At 44.3% G+C, this 19,120-nt stretch carries 9 protein-coding genes and 1 pseudogene; 9 read left to right on the plus strand and 1 reads right to left on the minus strand.

Features of this window, described 5'->3' with window-relative positions:
• Window positions 1-2 precede the first annotated feature (2 nt).
• The 4 genes from adcA (at window position 3) to N5909_RS04255 (ending at window position 8,825) form a co-directional block, all read left to right on the plus strand.
• A complete protein-coding gene (gene adcA, locus N5909_RS04240; protein ID WP_061589661.1) occupies window positions 3-1,508 on the plus strand; it encodes a zinc ABC transporter substrate-binding lipoprotein AdcA in 1,506 nt (501 codons plus the stop codon).
• A gap of 775 nt (window positions 1,509-2,283) precedes the next feature.
• On the plus strand, window positions 2,284-3,168 hold the full coding sequence (locus N5909_RS04245; protein WP_004235732.1) for an SPFH domain-containing protein: 885 nt from the start codon (window positions 2,284-2,286) through the stop codon (window positions 3,166-3,168).
• 184 nt (window positions 3,169-3,352) lie between these two features.
• On the plus strand, window positions 3,353-7,141 hold the full coding sequence (locus tag N5909_RS04250) for a sugar-binding domain-containing protein (protein ID WP_271630861.1): 3,789 nt from the start codon (window positions 3,353-3,355) through the stop codon (window positions 7,139-7,141).
• Between the two features lies 1 nt (window position 7,142).
• Window positions 7,143-8,825, plus strand: a complete 1,683-nt coding sequence (locus N5909_RS04255; protein WP_271630862.1) for an alpha-L-fucosidase — start codon at window positions 7,143-7,145, stop codon at window positions 8,823-8,825.
• Between the two features lie 45 nt (window positions 8,826-8,870).
• Here N5909_RS04255 and N5909_RS04260 read toward each other — a convergent pair.
• Window positions 8,871-10,956, minus strand: a pseudogene (locus N5909_RS04260) (GH92 family glycosyl hydrolase).
• Window positions 10,957-11,126: 170 nt separating this feature from the next.
• Between N5909_RS04260 and N5909_RS04265 the strand changes: the two are divergent.
• The 5 genes from N5909_RS04265 (at window position 11,127) to N5909_RS04285 (ending at window position 19,115) form a co-directional block, all read left to right on the plus strand.
• Window positions 11,127-12,407: a glycoside hydrolase family 125 protein gene (locus tag N5909_RS04265; protein ID WP_271630863.1), complete on the plus strand. Its 1,281-nt coding sequence runs from the start codon at window positions 11,127-11,129 to the stop codon at window positions 12,405-12,407.
• 97 nt (window positions 12,408-12,504) lie between these two features.
• Complete coding sequence (locus N5909_RS04270) at window positions 12,505-15,150, plus strand: alpha-mannosidase (protein ID WP_271630864.1); 2,646 nt, start codon at window positions 12,505-12,507, stop codon at window positions 15,148-15,150.
• An 83-nt stretch (window positions 15,151-15,233) separates the two neighbouring features.
• The gene (locus N5909_RS04275; RefSeq protein ID WP_049501978.1) at window positions 15,234-16,103 is read left to right on the plus strand and encodes an ROK family protein; all 870 of its coding nucleotides are present in this window, start codon (window positions 15,234-15,236) and stop codon (window positions 16,101-16,103) included.
• Window positions 16,097-17,977 carry a beta-N-acetylhexosaminidase gene (locus N5909_RS04280; RefSeq protein ID WP_271630865.1) on the plus strand — a complete coding sequence of 627 codons (1,881 nt, stop codon included), beginning with the start codon at window positions 16,097-16,099 and terminating at the stop codon, window positions 17,975-17,977. Before N5909_RS04275 ends, N5909_RS04280 begins: the two co-directional genes overlap by 7 nt.
• Before the next feature lie 208 nt (window positions 17,978-18,185).
• Window positions 18,186-19,115 carry an ABC transporter permease gene (locus tag N5909_RS04285; RefSeq protein ID WP_120719074.1) on the plus strand — a complete coding sequence of 310 codons (930 nt, stop codon included), beginning with the start codon at window positions 18,186-18,188 and terminating at the stop codon, window positions 19,113-19,115.
• Window positions 19,116-19,120 lie beyond the last annotated feature (5 nt).

Here is a 19,120-nt window from a genome sequence, read left to right on the forward strand (position 1 = left end):
ACGTGAAAAAAATTAGCTTATTGCTAGCCAGTCTATGTGCCTTGTTTTTAGTGGCTTGTTCCAATCAAAAGCAGGCAGATGGCAAACTAAATATCGTGACAACCTTTTACCCTGTCTATGAATTTACCAAGCAAGTCGCAGGAGATACGGCTAATGTAGAACTCCTCATCGGTGCTGGTACAGAACCCCATGAATATGAACCGTCTGCCAAGGCAGTTGCCAAAATCCAAGATGCAGATACCTTCGTTTATGAAAATGAAAACATGGAAACATGGGTTCCTAAATTGCTAGATACCTTGGATAAGAAAAAGGTGAAAACCATCAAGGCGACAGGCGATATGTTGCTCTTACCAGGTAGCGAGGAAGAAGAGGGAGACCATGACCATGGAGAAGAAGGTCATCACCATGAGTTCGATCCCCATGTTTGGTTATCACCAGTTCGTGCCATTAAACTAGTAGAGCATATCCGTGATAGCTTATCAGCAGATTATCCTGATAAAAAAGAGACCTTTGAGAAGAATGCTGCTGCCTATATCGAAAAATTGCAAGCCTTGGATAAGGCTTATGCAGAAGGCTTGTCTCAAGCCAAACAAAAGAGCTTTGTAACGCAACATGCAGCCTTTAACTATCTGGCCTTGGACTATGGACTCAAACAAGTCGCAATTTCAGGCCTCTCTCCAGATGCAGAGCCATCAGCTGCTCGCTTGGCGGAATTGACAGAGTACGTTAAGAAAAATAAAATCGCCTATATCTATTTTGAAGAAAATGCCTCACAAGCCCTTGCTAACACACTTTCAAAAGAAGCAGGTGTCAAAACAGATGTCCTTAATCCTTTAGAAAGTCTGACAGAAGAGGATACCAAGGCTGGAGAAAACTACATTTCCGTGATGGAGAAAAATCTCAAGGCTCTAAAACAAACAACAGACCAAGAAGGCCCAGCAATCGAGCCTGAAAAGGCAGAGGATACCAAGACAGTTCAAAATGGTTATTTTGAAGATACAGCTGTCAAGGACCGCACCTTGAGTGACTATGCAGGTAATTGGCAGTCAGTTTATCCTTTCCTTGAAGATGGAACTTTGGATCAGGTCTTTGACTATAAGGCTAAGTTGACTGGTAAGATGACTCAGGCTGAGTACAAGGCCTACTATACAAAAGGCTATCAGACAGATGTAACTAAGATTAATATCACTGATAACACTATGGAATTTGTTCAAGGTGGACAAAGTAAGAAATATACTTACAAGTATGTTGGTAAGAAAATATTGACTTATAAGAAAGGCAATCGTGGCGTGCGCTTCCTCTTTGAAGCGACAGATGCGGATGCTGGACAATTCAAGTATGTTCAGTTTAGCGACCACAATATTGCCCCAGTGAAGGCAGAACATTTCCATATCTTCTTTGGAGGCACAAGCCAAGAAGCCCTCTTTGAAGAAATGGATAACTGGCCAACCTACTACCCAGATAACCTATCTGGCCAAGAAATCGCCCAAGAAATGTTGGCGCATTGATGAGAAACCGACTAGTTCATAGGAGCTAGTCGGTTTTTTGATACTAGATGGCTAACTTCATGATAGATCTTTCAGATACATAAGGCGCTTTAAAAAAATAAATAAAACTCTTGAAATATCGGGGCTTGTATGTTAGAATGATTTTAACGGACAAGGTTCATTAGAACACCAAAGCCCCTAACTATGCCAGTAGTTAAGGGCTTTTTTGACGTATCTTAGAGATTTAACGGGTGTTGATAGGCTAGTCACTCGGTCTACTTCTTACCATCTAGCCATTTGCAGACGAAATACAAGATAATTCCTGCTATGACGTCCGCTATAATAGTAAGAACGAGCTCTGGGGCAAGGTTCATTAGTTTCACCTCCTCTCACGAACCGTAAGGAACGTAATCGGTAACCGATGACAAAAATAGTATACACATCAAATTTAGATCATCAACCTTACTTCATGCTTGAACTATTGGAGTGTGGTTCATTGTAATGATGTTTTTTGTGAGTCTTTTAAAGGGATTAACCGTTACTTGTTTCGTTTCTTTGTCCATAGCTTGTAATGTTCAGATAGTATGTTGATAATCAACGGAGTTAGAGAGAACTCGCATGGTAGACCTAATTCTTTACCAGTTGGTTTAGCAAGAAATCAGACGACAATGTGACAATTCACCTCTAATTATTGACATTTCAGGAAAAATCGCAGTAAAAACTGCACAGCCTTCTTTAAATGTGCTATAATACAGGAAAAATAATGATGGAGGTCACGATAATGGCAACATTTTTGATGATTTTTGTGGTGGTTTGTGTGCTCCTATTGGTGATAGTCACACTGAGTACAGTTTATGTAGTTCGTCAGCAGTCGGTGGCGATTATTGAACGCTTTGGGAAATACCAAAAGGTTGCCAATAGCGGTATTCATATTCGATTGCCTTTTGGGATTGACTCGATTGCAGCGCGGATTCAGTTGCGCTTGTTGCAAAGCGATATTGTTGTTGAGACCAAGACCAAGGACAATGTGTTCGTTATGATGAATGTGGCGACTCAGTACCGTGTCAACGAGCAGAGCGTGACAGATGCCTACTATAAACTCATGCGTCCAGAATCTCAGATTAAATCTTATATCGAAGACGCTCTTCGCTCTTCTGTTCCCAAATTAACCTTGGATGAATTGTTTGAGAAAAAAGATGAGATTGCCCTTGAAGTTCAACACCAAGTGGCGGAAGAAATGACTACTTACGGTTATATTATTGTGAAAACCTTGATTACTAAGGTCGAACCAGATGCAGAAGTCAAGCAATCCATGAATGAAATCAATGCGGCGCAACGTAAGCGGGTCGCAGCGCAAGAATTGGCGGAAGCAGACAAGATTAAAATCGTCACTGCAGCTGAAGCCGAAGCAGAAAAAGACCGCCTTCATGGTGTGGGGATTGCCCAACAACGTAAGGCGATTGTGGATGGATTGGCAGAGTCTATCACAGAACTCAAGGAAGCCAATGTTGGTATGACAGAAGAGCAAATCATGTCTATCCTCTTGACCAACCAGTATTTGGATACCTTAAATACCTTTGCTTCTAAAGGAAATCAAACGATCTTTTTACCAAATACGCCAAATGGTGTGGATGATATCCGTACACAAATCTTGTCAGCCCTCCGTGCTGAGAAGAAATAATAGACTAAAGAGCCTGGAGTCAGGCTCTTTTTGTATTACCCTTGTAGCTTTGAGGATTAAAATCCTCCTCCACAAATTATAGAATCTTTTCTGAGTATTTAGGGAGTGATGGAGGAAGTGTTGAAAGCGCTTTTGTTTTGTGATATAGTCAAATTGATAGACTTGTTTAAAGAGGAATGCTTGTATGAGAAGAGAAGAAGTTTTGCGAAATCACTGGTTTTTTAGCCAAGAGGTGGGGAAAGAAGAGGCCTTGGCGCCGGATTTTCATAGAGAAAATTGGCAGGCTATTCAAGTGCCACATGACTGGAGTATTTACAATGATTTTGACCAGTATTCGCCAGCGCAAAATGAGGGTGGTCAGTTAAATGGTGGTCAAGCCTGGTATCGGACACAGTTTTACTTGGAAGAAGATGCCAGTCTTGTATCGGTGCGTTTGTTGTTTGATGGAGTTTACATGAATGCCCAAGTCTATATCAACGGGCAAGTGCTGGGCTATTATCCCAGTGGCTATACGCCCTTTTCTTATGATATCACGCCTTATCTAAGAAATGATGGGACGGCCAACCAGCTTGCGGTTTTTGTGGAAAATCAGCAACCTAGCAGTCGTTGGTACTCTGGTAGCGGTATTTACCGAGAAGTAAAATTATTGATTACAGATTCGGTGCATCTGGATTTATATGGGATTAAGATAGAAAGTCCCAAGCTAAAGGAACAAAGGCAATCTTGGGTGGAAACCCAGCTTGAAAGCAAGGTTTCAAATGATGGGCCTCAGTCCGTGTCGGTGTATTTGGAACAGAGTATCTGGTATGATGGCCAACAGCTGTCAGACTGGCAGGCGACAGACTCTATAGTGATTGAGTCTGGGGACAAACATCATTTCCAACAAGCAATATCAATTTTTCAACCCTTGCTTTGGGATATTGCTTCCCCTCACCTTTACCAATTGAAGACTCGTCTTTACAAAAATGGCATTTTGGTTAATGAAGAAGAAGAGACCTTTGGTTACCGCTATATGGATTGGCAAGCGGATAAGGGTTTCTTTCTAAATGGTCGCTGGTTGAAGATTCATGGGGTTTGTTTGCACCATGACTACGGAGCATTGGGAGCTGTGGAAAACAAGTCAGCTGCTGAGAGATGCTTGCGCCAGATGAAGGAAATGGGGGTCAATGCGATTCGAATCACCCATAATCCAGGCAGTAGCATCTTGCTGGATCTGTCTGCCAAAATGGGCTTACTCATCCAAGAAGAAGCCTTTGATACCTGGTATGGAGGCAAGAAAGAATATGACTATGGTCGCTTTTTTGAGGAAGAAGCGACTCATCCAGAAGCGAAAACAGGCGATTTCTGGTCAGATTATGATTTGCGCACCATGATTGAGCGTGGTAAGAACAATCCAGCGATTTTTATGTGGTCCTTGGGAAATGAAGTCAGTGAAGCAAATGGAGATGCTCATTCATTGAAGACGATCAAACGCTTGCTAGAAAGGGTTAAGGAGGTTGATGATAGCCGTTTTGTGACCATGGGAATGGATCAGTTCCGCTTTGGAGATGGGTCTGGAGGTCATGAAAAGATAGCCAATTTGCTGGATGTGGTGGGCTTGAATTACTCGGAAGATAATATTGATGGGATTCGCAAAAGACATCCCAAGTGGCGACTTTACGGATCTGAAACCTCATCGGCTACAAGGACGCGTGACAGCTATTTTCGCCCAGCTAAGGAATGGGTTGGGGATAATCGCCGCGTGCGGAATTTTGAACAGTCAGACTATGGCAATGATCGAGTTCCTTGGGGGAAGACGGCGACGGCTTCTTGGATAGCAGATAGAAATCGGCTAGACTATGCGGGTCAGTTTATCTGGACAGGAGTGGACTATATCGGTGAGCCGACTCCTTGGCACAATCAAAATGACACGCCTGTAAAGAGTTCCTATTTTGGGATCGTGGATACGGCAGGGATTCCTAAAAATGATTATTATCTCTATCAAAGTCAGTGGTTGGCACTAGATCAGCAGCCTATGGTTCATATCCTGCCCCACTGGAATTGGGAAATCCACAAGAGTTATCAACAAGTTGTGGATAAGTATGGGGATATCCCTGTTCGAGTGTATTCAAATGCTGGTTTTGTAGAGCTATTTCTCAATGGAAAATCTCAAGGTAGGAAGACTTTTCAGGAAAAATGGACTTCAGACGGTCGAAAATACCAAGAGGGAGAGGGTTCTGACCAACTCTATCTCGAATGGCGTTTGCCTTATCAACCAGGAGAATTGCATGCTGTAGCCTATGACCATCAAGGTCAGCTTGTGGCAGAAGATAGGGTAGTGACTGCAGGTAAGCCAGCCAAAATCGGGTTACATGCCGAGAAAACAAAACTGGAACCAGATGGGCAAGACCTCCTCTATCTCTATTTTGATGTATTGGACAAGGATGGAAATTGGGTGCCGAGTGCTTCCAATCAGATTCATTTTAAAATTGAGGGCCCTGCTCGCATTGTAGGTGTGGATAACGGCAGGCAGGCCAGTCGTGAACGTTATCAGGCTCAGAAAAATGGTCGGTTTAAGAGGAAGGCCTTCCATGGCAGAGGTGTACTTTTGGTTCAGAGCTTGGAGCAGGCAGGCCAAGTAAGAGTAAAGGCCAGTGCCAGAGGGCTAGAGACAGCAAGTTTTGATCTCTTAGTGGGAGAGGCTTTTGATTGCCAGCCAGTGAAAAATCAGCGCTTATTTGAGATTCGAGTGGATAAGCAGGCCGGATTACAAGAAGGGGATTCCCCAGCTATTGGACTTTATCCACAAACTGTGGATAACCCTGTGAACAAGGTGGGGAATAGTGAAGTGATTTGGGAGATGAGTGGTAGTGCCCAGGCCATTATAAATCAGGGAGTGCTTCATTGTTTGTCTGCTGGCGACTTGGCTATCCGAGCCATGTATCAAGGCAAAACCTATCAAACTCATTTGCAGGTCGCAGAAAATACCTCACTAGGGCAGGCAGTTTCTGCACGACCACTTCGCTTGTATACAGCTAAGGGAACTTATCCACAGCTGCCATCTTCAGTTTTGGTGGACTATGAGCTCGGGGGTGCAAAACGAGTCAAGGTTGTTTGGGAGGCAATATCCGAAGAAGATATGGCAAGCTTTCATGAGTTTACGGTATCTGGTCAGCTAGAGGGTTTGGATTTAAAGGCTTCTGCTCAGGTTTGTGTCCAAGGGATTTGTGCTATTGAGCCTGAAAGGGTTTGGACGCTTGTCAAGGAAGCCCCACACTTACCAGACCGAGTCAAGCTAGTCTTATCAGATGGCAGACGAGATACGGCCAAGGTGACTTGGGATGAAGTCGATCCTCAAGTCTATGCTCAGGTAGGAGAATGTGTGCTCACAGGGCAGGTAGCGGGCTGTGAGTTGCCAGCAACAGTCACCATTCATGTGACAGATGCTAGTGTAGATGGTGAAGTCATTTCCAATCAGTGGACAGGGTCCAATCTGCCTCTGGTCTTTGCTTCTCACTCAGAGCCTAATCATTCAGCATCTTACCTCAATGATAAGGTCATTGCTCGGAAGAAATCGACAGCCAATACTTGGATTGCCAAGTCAGAGCAAGCTAGCGTCGGTATTCTGTTTGGAGATGCAGGGATTTTAAAACCGCGATTTGTGGATAACGTGACCTTGTATTATGTCGAAAATCAAGAATACGTGGCGGTGGATCCTACCCATATCGATTATTATGTAGGGAATGAGCCTGCCTTGCCTCGGACTCCAAATCATTTGGATAAGGATTCTCTGCTCAAGCAAGAGGAGAATTGGCGCCCTGTATCAGCTATCCAAAAAGTGTCAAGCGACAAGGATGAAGAGCTTCGTTTTGAATTTGACAAGGTGGAGACCTATGCCCTTCGTCTTCGATTTGAAGGCTTGGCAAGCCCTCTAGCGTTAACAGAATTGCAAGTGCATGACAAAAAAGTAAAGAAAAATGTAGATAGGAAGTAGTATGGTAAGAGAAATAAAACCGCATGGCCCCTTGCCTAGTCAGGACCAGCTAGCGTATTTAGGGGATGAACTAGCAGCCTTTATCCATTTTGGGCCCAATACCTTTTATGACCAGGAATGGGGGACAGGTCAGGAGGATCCTGAACGATTTAATCCGACAAGGTTAGATGCGCGGGAGTGGGTTCGCGTGCTCAAGGAAACGGGTTTTAAGAAGTTGATTTTGGTGGTCAAGCACCACGATGGTTTTGTCCTTTATCCGACAGCTCACACAGATTATTCGGTCAAGGCCAGTCCTTGGAGGAATGGAGAGGGAGATTTGCTCCTTGAAGTATCCCAAGCTGCCACAGAGTTTGATATGGACATGGGGGTCTACCTATCGCCGTGGGATGCCCATAGTCCTCTCTATCATGTGGAGCGAGAAGCGGACTATAATGCCTATTATCTGGCACAGTTGAAGGAAATCTTATCAAATCCTGCCTATGGCAATGCAGGAAAATTTGCTGAGGTCTGGATGGATGGTGCCAGAGGAGAGGGTGCTCAAAAGGTCAATTATGAATTTGAGAAATGGTTTGAAACCATTCGTGAGCTACAGGGAGATTGCTTGATTTTTTCAACAGAAGGCACCAGTATCCGCTGGATTGGCAATGAACGAGGGTATGCAGGTGATCCACTGTGGCAAAAGGTGAATTCTGACAAACTAGGAACAGAAGCAGAGCTGGACTATCTTCAGCATGGAGATTCTTCAGGCACTATTTTTTCAATCGGTGAGGCAGATGTTTCCATCCGGCCAGGTTGGTTTTACCATGAGGACCAGGATCCTAAGTCTCTTGAGGAGTTGGTAGAGATTTATTTTCACTCGGTGGGTCGGGGAACTCCACTCTTGCTTAATATTCCGCCGAATCAAGATGGGCTATTTGATGCAAAGGATATTGAACGACTTTATGAATTTGCTGCCTATCGCAATGAGCTCTATAAAGAAGATTTGGCTCTGGGAGCTGAGGTATTTGGTCCAGCTCTTTCCGCAGACTTTGCCTGTCACTATTTGACAGATGGCCTTAAGACCAGCTCTTGGGCAAGCGATGCAGGCTTGCCAATCCAGTTAGAACTCGACTTAGGGTCACCTAAAACTTTTGATGTAATTGAGTTAAGAGAGGATTTGAAGCTAGGGCAACGAATTGCTGGTTTTTATGTGCAAGTAGAGGTGGACGGTGTCTGGCAAGAATTTGGTACAGGCTTTACAGTTGGTTATAAGCGCCTCTTGCGAGGTTCGCTAGTAGAGGCACAGAAGGTGCGCGTGATGATTACAGAGTCACAGGATTTACCTGTATTGACAAAGATTTCACTCTATAAAACTCCTAGCTTATCAAAAACAGAAGTTGTTCAGGGGCTAGCATTTGCAGAAAAAAGTCTAGCTGTGACAAAGGGAGAGACTCTTCATTTTAGGATTGAACGTAGCGAAAGTAATACTCCTTTAGAGGCTAAGATTTCGATTCAACCAGGGACAGGTGTCCATGGTGTCGCCTATCAGGACGAGATTCAAGTCCTTCAATTCCAAGCAGGGGAAAGCAAAAAAGATTTGTGTCTACCAACTCTGCACTTTGCTGCTGACAAGACCTTGGATTTCTATCTGAATCTGACTGTTGATGGACAACTGGTTGATCAACTTCAAGTACAAGTTTCATAAAATAAAAGAGCCTTTGCATGATACAAAGGTTCTTTTGTCTACTAGCTAGTGACTTGGTAACCAGCTAAGTGTAAAGGTTAGTTGTTCAGCTTTTAAGAGGGCTTGGTGTTGAATGCTAGATACTGGTGCCTTGTTCAATCGGCATTCTTTTACAAAGTTGAAATGGCTGTGGTTTTGCTCAGCATGAATATCTAGCCATTTATCTTCTTTGGCAAGATAGACTCGGAGATGGTCAAAGAGAGGGATTCCGAGGTCATAGCTTGGTTTTCCTGGACAGGTCGGATAAAAACCGAGAGCTGACCAGATGTACCAGGCTGAGAGACTGCCATTGTCTTCATCGCCAGGATAGGCTTCCCAACTTGGGTGAAAAGCTTTCTGACGGAGCGTCTTGATGAGAAGAGCAGTGTAGTCAGGGTAATCGCTGTAACGGAAGAGATAAGGAATGTGGAAGCTTGGCTGGTTGGAAATGGCGAGTTGTCCAAAAGGAGCAGTAGCCATCTCGCTCATTTCGTGAATCTCGTAGCCATAGCCTGTTGTCTCAAAGAGGGGAGCCTCCTGACAGGCTTTTAAAAGATAGTTGCTAAAAGGCTTCTTTTCCACCAATAAGCTGGATCAAGCCTGGGATATCGTGGAGGACGCCTAAAGTTGCTTGGATGGCTGAACATTCGGCATAATCACGTCCCCAACTATAAGGAGAGAAATCAGGACGGAAGTTGCCTTGACCATCACGCGCTCGCATGTAACCTGTCTCAGCGTCAAATAGATGGCGGTAATTTTGTGATGCGGCCTTGTAGGTTTCAGCGATTTCTATTTTCCCTAGTTTTTCAGCACAGCTAGAGATACAAAAGTCACTATAGGCATAGTCTAGGGTGTGGCTGACGCTTTCGTGGTGGTCGGTAGAGAGGTAGCCTAGTTCTTGGTATTGAGCTAGTCCGTGACGACCATTGATGCCAAGAGGATCAGATTTGGTAGCTGTTTCAAGCATGGCTTGGAGGAGTTCTTCTTCTAGGTCGGGGGCCATGTCCTTGCAGGCGCTATCTGCGATAATACCGTCTAAAAGTGTACCTGGCATCATACCCCGTTCATCTGGGGCCAGCCATTTTGGAAGGAAACCAGTATCGCGGTAGCTATTGAGAAAACCTTCTAAAAAACGGTGGTAGTGTTCTGGTATGATAAGGGCAAAGAGGGGGAAGGTGGTGCGGAAGGTATCCCAGAAACCATTGTTGCTGAAGAGGACACCAGGTTTGACAGTGTCAGTGGACAAATCAATGTGGATGACTTGTCCTGATTCATTAACCTCATAAAAAGTCTGAGGAAAGAGGAAGAGTCTGTAGAGACAGTGGTCAAATAAGGTTCGGTCAGCTTCTCCTGTCTCTATAATGTCAAAACGATGGAGGAGATTTTCCCAATCTTTTTGTGCACTTGCTTTACAGCTATCAAAATCTTTTTTAGGTAGATTAAGCAGTGCTTGAGAAGGCGAGATGAAAGAAGTTGCTAGCTGAATCTCAGCATGGCTATCTGCTAAGTCAATTCGCCAGTCTCCACCTTCTTGGCTAACAGCAAGAATATCCGTATTCATTTGCAGGACAGTGAACATCGTTAGTGGATTTTTGTTGGTTTCAGTTTTTCCTTCTTGTCGCAGGGCAAGATTCCGCTTATCTACTTGTTCTACGGTCAGTTCATCTGCTGCGTGGAGATAGAGGGAGAGAGCTTTTCCTTGCTTTTGCTCCAAACGAATAGAAGCACCGTAGCAAGTCGGTGTGAGCTGGGTTTCAATCTGATAGCGCAGGGAGAAAATCTTCAGATAATGAGGTTGGAAAGAGGCCTTATCCATATCATAGGAAGACTGACGATGGAAGAGGCTGTCTCCACCTAGCTGGCCTGTGACAGGTGTCAGAAGGAGCCAAGAGTAGTCTCCAATCCAAGGGCTGGGCTGGTGGGTTAAACGAATCCCCTGAAAGATAGGCAGATGCGGATCGAAAAACCAAGATCCCTCCTGGTCGCTGGTCTGGGGTACAAAGTAATTCATCCCAAAAGGAACGCCTGTGTATGGCAGGGTGTTTCCCCGAGAAAAGGCATGCTTGCTGGCAGTTCCAAATCGGGTATCGATGGTTTCAAGTAGTGGTTTCATAGTCTTTCCTTTGGCTGTTTTTCTACATTATATCAGAAAAAGATAGCCTTTAGAAAAGGAGTTTCAAAGATAACTATTTTGTAGAAAAATGACTATCATTTGTGTATGTATTTTCTGCCTCAAAAGCTATATACTGAAAATGAAACTTGTTTGAAAGAGGATACTGCACGATGATTTATTCAAAAGAAATTGTTAGAGAATGGCTAGATGAAGTAGCGGAGAAAGCTAAGGATCATCCAGAATGGGTGGATGTCTTTGAACGTTGCTACACAGACACCTTGGACAATACGGTTGAAATTCTCAAAGATGGTTCAACTTTTGTCTTGACTGGGGATATTCCTGCTATGTGGCTTCGGGATTCGACAGCCCAACTCAGACCTTATCTGCATGTGGCTAAAAGGGATGCCCTCTTGCGTCAGACCATCTCAGGTTTGGTCAAACGTCAGATGACCTTGGTACTCAAGGATCCTTATGCCAATTCCTTCAACATCGAGGAAAACTGGAAGGGGCACCACGAGACAGACCATACCGACCTCAATGGCTGGATTTGGGAACGTAAGTACGAGGTGGACTCGCTTTGCTATCCTTTGCAGTTGGCTTATCTCCTCTGGAAAGAGACTGGTGAGACTAGCCAGTTTGATGAGACTTTTGTCGCAGCGACTAAGGAGATTCTCCATCTTTGGACGGTTGAACAAGACCATAACAACTCTCCTTATCGTTTTGTTCGAGATACGGACCGCAAGGAAGATACCTTGGTAAATGATGGCTTTGGCCCTGATTTTGCAGTGACAGGTATGACTTGGTCAGCCTTTCGTCCGAGTGATGATTGCTGTCAGTATAGTTACTTGATTCCGTCCAATATGTTTGCTGTAGTAGTCTTGGGTTATGTGCAAGAAATCTTTGCAGAATTGAATCTAGCTGATAGCGAGAGCATTATTGCTGATGCCAAGCGTCTTCGTGCTGAAATCCAAGAAGGAATTGAAAACTACGCCTACACCACCAACAGCAAGGGCGAAAAGATTTACGCCTTTGAAGTGGACGGTCTAGGAAATGCTAGCATCATGGATGATCCAAATGTACCAAGTCTGCTGGCTGCGCCCTATCTGGGCTACTGTTCGGTCGATGATGAAGTTTACCAAGCTACTCGTCGTACCATTCTGAGCCCTGAAAATCCCTACTTCTATCAAGGAGAATACGCTAGCGGTCTCGGGAGTTCTCACACCTTCTATCGCTATATCTGGCCCATTGCCCTTTCTATCCAAGGTTTGACAACAAGAGATAAGGCAGAGAAGAAATTCTTGCTGGATCAGCTGGTTGCTTGTGATGGGGGGACAGGTGTCATGCATGAAAGCTTCCACGTGGACGACCCAACTCTCTACTCTCGCGAATGGTTCTCTTGGGCTAATATGATGTTCTGTGAGTTGGTCTTGGATTACTTGGATATCCGCTAAGGAACACGCTTTAGCGCAACGGATTCTTGTCAGAATCACAATTTTACATTTAAAACGTTAACAATAAAAATTTAAATTTAGAATGAGGTTTTACTTCATGGAAAATGTTGTTGTACATATTATCTCACATAGTCACTGGGACCGTGAGTGGTACTTGCCTTTTGAAAGCCACCGTATGCAGTTGGTGGAATTGTTTGACAATCTCTTTGATCTTTTTGAAAATGACCCTGAGTTCAAGAGTTTCCATTTAGACGGGCAAACTATTGTCCTTGATGACTACTTGGAGATTCGTCCTGAAAATCGCGACAAAGTCCAACAGTACATCGACGAAGGAAAATTGAAAATTGGTCCTTTTTACATCTTGCAAGATGACTACTTGATTTCAAGTGAAGCAAATGTCCGTAATACTCTTATCGGTCAGCAGGAGGCTGCAAAATGGGGCAAATCAACTCAGGTTGGTTACTTCCCAGATACCTTTGGAAATATGGGGCAAGCGCCTCAAATCCTTCAAAAATCAGGCATTCATGTGGCCGCTTTTGGTCGTGGTGTGAAGCCGATTGGATTTGACAACCAAGTCCTCGAAGATGAGCAGTTTACTTCCCAGTTTTCAGAAATGTACTGGCAGGGTGCGGACGGAAGTCGTGTCCTGGGTATCCTCTTTGCCAACTGGTACAGTAATGGGAATGAAATTCCAGTTGATAAAGACGAGGCCTTGACCTTCTGGAAACAAAAACTGGCAGACGTGCGTGACTATGCTTCGACCAACCAGTGGTTGATGATGAACGGCTGTGACCATCAGCCTGTCCAGAAAAATTTGAGTGAAGCCATTCGTGTGGCAAATGAACTCTTCCCAGATGTAACCTTTGTTCATAGTTCTTTTGATGAATATGTCCAAGCCGTGGAAAGTGCCCTACCAGAGCAATTATCAACGGTTACAGGTGAGTTGACCAGTCAGGAAACAGACGGCTGGTACACACTTGCCAACACTTCTTCATCTCGTATTTATCTCAAACAAGCCTTCCAAGAAAATAGCAACCTCCTAGAGCAAGTTGTAGAACCCTTGACGATTATCACTGGGGGTCATAACCACAAGGACCAGTTGACCTATGCTTGGAAAACACTTTTGCAGAATGCGCCCCATGATAGTATCTGTGGCTGTAGCGTGGATGAAGTTCACCGCGAGATGGAGACACGTTTTGCCAAGGTCAATCAAGTCGGAAACTTTGTTAAGAGCAATCTTCTTAACGAGTGGAAGGGTAAAATTGCTACGGCTAAGGCTCAAAGTGACTATCTCTTTACTGTCATTAACACAGGCCTGCATGATAAGGTCGATACTGTCAGCACAGTGATTGATGTGGCGACTTGTGATTTCAAGGAATTGCACCCAACAGAAGGTTACAAGAAGATGGCTGCCTTAACCTTGCCAAGTTATCGTGTGGAGGACTTGGATGGTCGTCCTGTAGAGGCTAAAATCGAAGACCTCGGAGCTAATTTTGAGTACGATTTACCAAAAGATAAGTTCCGCCAAGCTCGTATCGCTCGACAAGTGCGCGTGACTATTCCAGTTCACCTAGCACCGCTTTCTTGGACAACCTTCCAATTGCTGGAAGGAGAACAAGAACACCGTGACGGTATTTACCAAAATGGAGTAATTGATACGCCATTTGTAACGGTGAGTGTGGATGACAATATCACAGTCTATGACAAGACAACTCACGAAGCCTATGAAGATTTTATCCGCTTCGAAGACCGTGGTGACATCGGAAACGAGTATATCTATTTCCAACCAAAAGGAACAGAGCCAATCTATGCAGAGCTTAAGGGCTACGAGGTCTTGGAAAACACAGCTCGCTACGCTAAGATTTTGCTCAAACATGAATTGACCGTGCCTGTCAGTGCAGATGAAAAGCTAGAAGAAGAGCAAAAAGGCATCATCGAGTTTATGAAGCGTGAAGCTGGACGTTCAGAAGAATTGACAAGCATTCCTCTTGAAACTGAGATGACTATCTTCGTTGATAATCCACAAATCCGTTGCAAGACTCGCTTTACCAACACTGCCAAAGACCACCGTATCCGTCTCTTGGTCAAGACTCACAACAAGCGTTCAAGTAATGATTCTGAAAGCATTTATGAGGTAGTGACACGACCAAACAAACCAGCAGCTTCATGGGAAAATCCTGAAAATCCTCAACACCAACAAGCCTTTGTTAGTCTGTATGACGATGAAAAAGGTGTGACTGTATCCAACAAGGGATTGAATGAATACGAAATCCTTGGAGACGACACTATTGCAGTGACCATTCTGCGTGCGTCAGGTGAGCTAGGTGACTGGGGTTACTTCCCAACACCAGAAGCACAATGCTTGCGTGAGTTTGAAGTCGAGTTTGCGCTTGAATGCCACCAAGTCCAAGAACGCTTTTCAGCCTATCGTCGTGCTAAAGCCTTGCAGACACCATTTACCAGCCTTCAGCTTGCTAAACAAGAAGGAAGCGTGGCTGCGACTGGTAGCCTCTTGAGCCATTCTGTTCTCAGCATACCGCAAATCTGTCCAACAGCCTTTAAGGTATCTGAAAATGAAGAAGGCTATGTTCTTCGTTACTACAATATGTGTAGTGAAAATGTACGTGTACCGGAAAGTCAACATCTCTTCCTGGACCTACTGGAACGACCATACCCAGTTCATAGAGGACTCATTTCACCACAAGAGATTCGTACAGAATTCATCAAAAAAGAAGAAATTTAATTTCAACAAGTAAACATAAAGAGAAAGGAGGGGCGAAAAGGTAAGAACTAACTGCTGATTCGCCCCTTTTTATGGTAAAAACAATGACTATTGCAACGATTGATATCGGAGGGACTGGGATTAAGTTTGCCAGTCTGACTCCTGATGGGAAAATACTAGATAAGACAAGCATTCCAACGCCAGAAAGTTTGGAGGATTTACTAGCTTGGCTAGATCAACGTTTGTCAGAGCAGGATTATAGCGGGATTGCTATGAGCGTTCCAGGCGCGGTCAATCAAGAGACAGGTGTGATTGATGGCTTCAGTGCAGTACCCTACATTCACGGATTTTCTTGGTATGAGGCGCTTAGCTCTTATCAGATTCCTGTCCATCTGGAAAATGATGCCAACTGCGTTGGACTCAGTGAATTACTGGCTCATCCAGAACTTGAAAATGCAGCCTGTGTCGTGATTGGGACAGGGATTGGCGGAGCCATGATTATCAATGGTAGACTTCATCGAGGTCGCCACGGTCTGGGTGGAGAATTTGGCTACATGACAACTCTTGCCCCTGCTGAAAAGCTCAACAACTGGTCGCAATTAGCGTCAACTGGAAATATGGTGCGATACGTGATTGAAAAATCTGGTCAGACTGACTGGGACGGTCGCAAAATTTACCAAGAAGCCGAAGCAGGAAATGCCCTTTGTCAAGAAGCCATTGAGCGGATGAATCGTAATTTGGCGCAAGGCTTGCTCAATATCCAGTATCTCATCGATCCAGATGTCATCAGTCTGGGAGGCTCTATCAGTCAAAATCCAGATTTTATTCAAGGGGTCAAAAAAGCTGTAGATGACTTTGTTGATACCTACGAAGAATACACGGTCACACCCGTCATCCAAGCCTGCACCTATCATGCAGATGCCAATCTCTACGGTGCCCTTGTCAACTGGTTACAGGAGGAAAATCAATGGTAAGATTTACAGGAATTAGCAGTAAACAACATCAAGCTATAGAGTTGCTTCAAAAGCACATTTCTCTACCAGATGTCGAAGTAGCTGTCGCCCAGTCTGACCGAGCCTCTATCTCTATCAAGGGTGAGAGTAGTCACTATCAATTGACCTACCGCAAATCCTACCAACTCTACCGTGCCTTATCCTTGTTGGCAACAGCTCTAGCAGAAGGTGACAGGGTAGAGATTGAAGAACAAGCAGCTTACGAAGATCTAGCCTACATGGCAGACTGTTCGCGAAATGCGGTGCTGAATGTGGCTTCTGCCAAGCAGATGATTGAGGTCTTGGCTCTCATGGGCTACTCAACCTTTGAGCTTTACATGGAAGACACCTACCAGATTGAAGGGCATCCTTACTTTGGCTATTTCCGTGGAGCCTACTCAGCTGAGGAATTGCAGGAAATCGAAGCCTATGCCCAGCAGTTTGATATGACCTTTGTGCCATGTATCCAGACTTTGGCCCACTTGTCAGCCTTTGTTAAATGGGGTGTCAAAGAAGTCCAGCAACTCCGTGATGTGGAGGATATTCTTCTCATTGGCGAAGAAAAAGTTTATGACCTGATTGATGGTATGTTTGCCACTCTGTCTAAACTGCAAACTCGTAAGGTCAATATCGGGATGGACGAAGCCCACTTGGTTGGTTTGGGACGCTACTTGATTCTGAACGGTGTTGTGGATCGTAGTCTCCTCATGTGCCAACACTTGGAGCGCGTGCTGGATATTGCTGACAAATATGGTTTCCACTGCCAGATGTGGAGCGATATGTTCTTTAAACTCATGTCAGCAGATGGTCAGTACGACCGTGATGTGGAAATTCCAGAAGAAACTCGTGTCTACCTAGACCATCTCAAAGACCGAGTGACCTTGGTTTACTGGGACTATTATCAGGATAGCGAGGAAAAATACAATCGCAACTTCCGCAACCATCACAATATTAGCCATGACCTTGCCTTTGCAGGGGGAGCTTGGAAGTGGATTGGTTTCACACCCAATAACCATTTCAGCCGTCTTATCGCTCTTGAAGCGAACAAGGCCTGTCGTGCCAATGATATCAAAGAAGTCATCGTGACGGGTTGGGGGGACAATGGTGGTGAAACTGCCCAATTCGCTGTCCTACCAAGCTTGCAAATCTGGGCAGAACTCAGCTACCGCAATGACCTAGACCGTTTGTCTGCTCATTTTCAGACCAATACAGGCCTATCAGTTGAGGAATTTATGCAGATTGACCTTGCTAACCTCTTACCAGATCTACCAGGCAATCTCAGCGGGATTAATCCCAACCGCTATGTCTTTTATCAGGATGTTCTCTGTCCAATCCTTGACCGACACATGACACCTGAACAGGACAAACCGCACTTCGCTCAGGCTGCTGAGACGCTTGCTAACATTAAAGAAAAAGCTGGCAACTATGCCTACCTCTTTGAAACGCAGGCTCAGTTGAATGCCATTTTAAGTAGCAAAGTCGATGTGGGACGACGCATTCGTCAGGCTTACCAAGCAGATGATAAAGGAAGTCTGCAAGAAATCGCAAGGCAAGAATTACCAGAACTCAGAAGCCAAATTGAAGACTTCCATGCCCTCTTTAGCCACCAATGGCTGAAAGAAAACAAGGTCTTTGGCTTGGATACGGTCGATATCCGCATGGGTGGACTCTTGCAACGCATTAAGCGAGCAGAAAGCCGTATCGAAGCTTATCTGGCTGGTCAGATTGACCGCATCGATGAGTTAGAAGTGGAAATTCTGCCATTTACAGACTTCTACGCAGACAAGGACTTCGCAGCCACAACAGCCAACCAGTGGCATACTATTGCGACAGCTTCAACCATTTATACAACTTAAAAACAAGAACACCGTGCCTTACTCAGAGTGTTTCTCGTGAAACATCCCTTTCTTAAACAAGTACTCCACATAAAATAATTTGTGGAGTTTTTTCTATAATTAGTAGTTTAACCTAACCTTCAAATAGGAGTATACTAATAATGTAATCGTTATCAAAAGTCTAAAAAGGAATTTTTAGATAGATATCAAAATAAAAAGGGAGGAAATTATGAATAAGTTTTCAAAAACCTTGAGAGACAACTGGATCTTTCTCTTGATGGTTTTGCCAGGGACACTCTGGTTGATTCTATTCTTCTACATTCCAGTATTTGGAAACGTGGTTGCCTTTAAAGACTACCACATGACCAGTAATGGATTCATAGATAGTATCGTGAATAGTAAATGGGTTGGACTCGATAATTTCAGATTCTTATTTAGTTCAAAAGACGCCTTTATCATTACTCGAAATACTGTCCTCTACAATCTCGGCTTTATCTTTATCGGTTTGATTGTATCAGTAGGGATTGCTATCATCCTAAGTGAACTCCGTTCTAAGAGAATGGTTAAGATCTTCCAAACTTCCATGTTGTTCCCTTACTTCTTGTCTTGGGTTATCATCAGTTTCTTTACAGATGCCTTCTTAAACATTGATAAAGGGGTATTCAATCATTTCCTAGAGTCTATTGGGATGAAGGAAGTCAATTTCTACGCTGACTTGGGTATCTGGCCATATCTCCTACTTTTCCTAGGTATTTGGAAAGGCTTTGGATATAGCAGTGTCATGTACTATGCGACAATCATGGGAATTGATCCAACCTACTACGAAGCAGCGACAGTGGATGGGGCCAGCAAATGGCAACGAATTCGCAATGTAACCATTCCGCAGTTGACACCATTGGTAACTGTATTGACCATCCTTGCAGTCGGAAACATCTTCCGTGCAGACTTTGGTCTCTTCTACCAAATCCCACACAATGCTGGTCAGCTTTATAACGTAACCAACGTCTTGGACGTATATGTTTATAATGGTTTGACTCAGACAGCGGATATCGGGATGGCTTCAGCGGCAGGTCTCTACCAATCAGTTGTTGGTTTGATTCTGGTTATCCTATCAAACTTACTTGCAAGACGAGTTGATCCAAACTCAGCCTTGTTCTAGAAAGG

The organism is Streptococcus gwangjuensis, assembly GCF_028156745.1.
Classification (GTDB): Bacteria; Bacillota; Bacilli; order Lactobacillales; family Streptococcaceae; genus Streptococcus; species Streptococcus gwangjuense_A.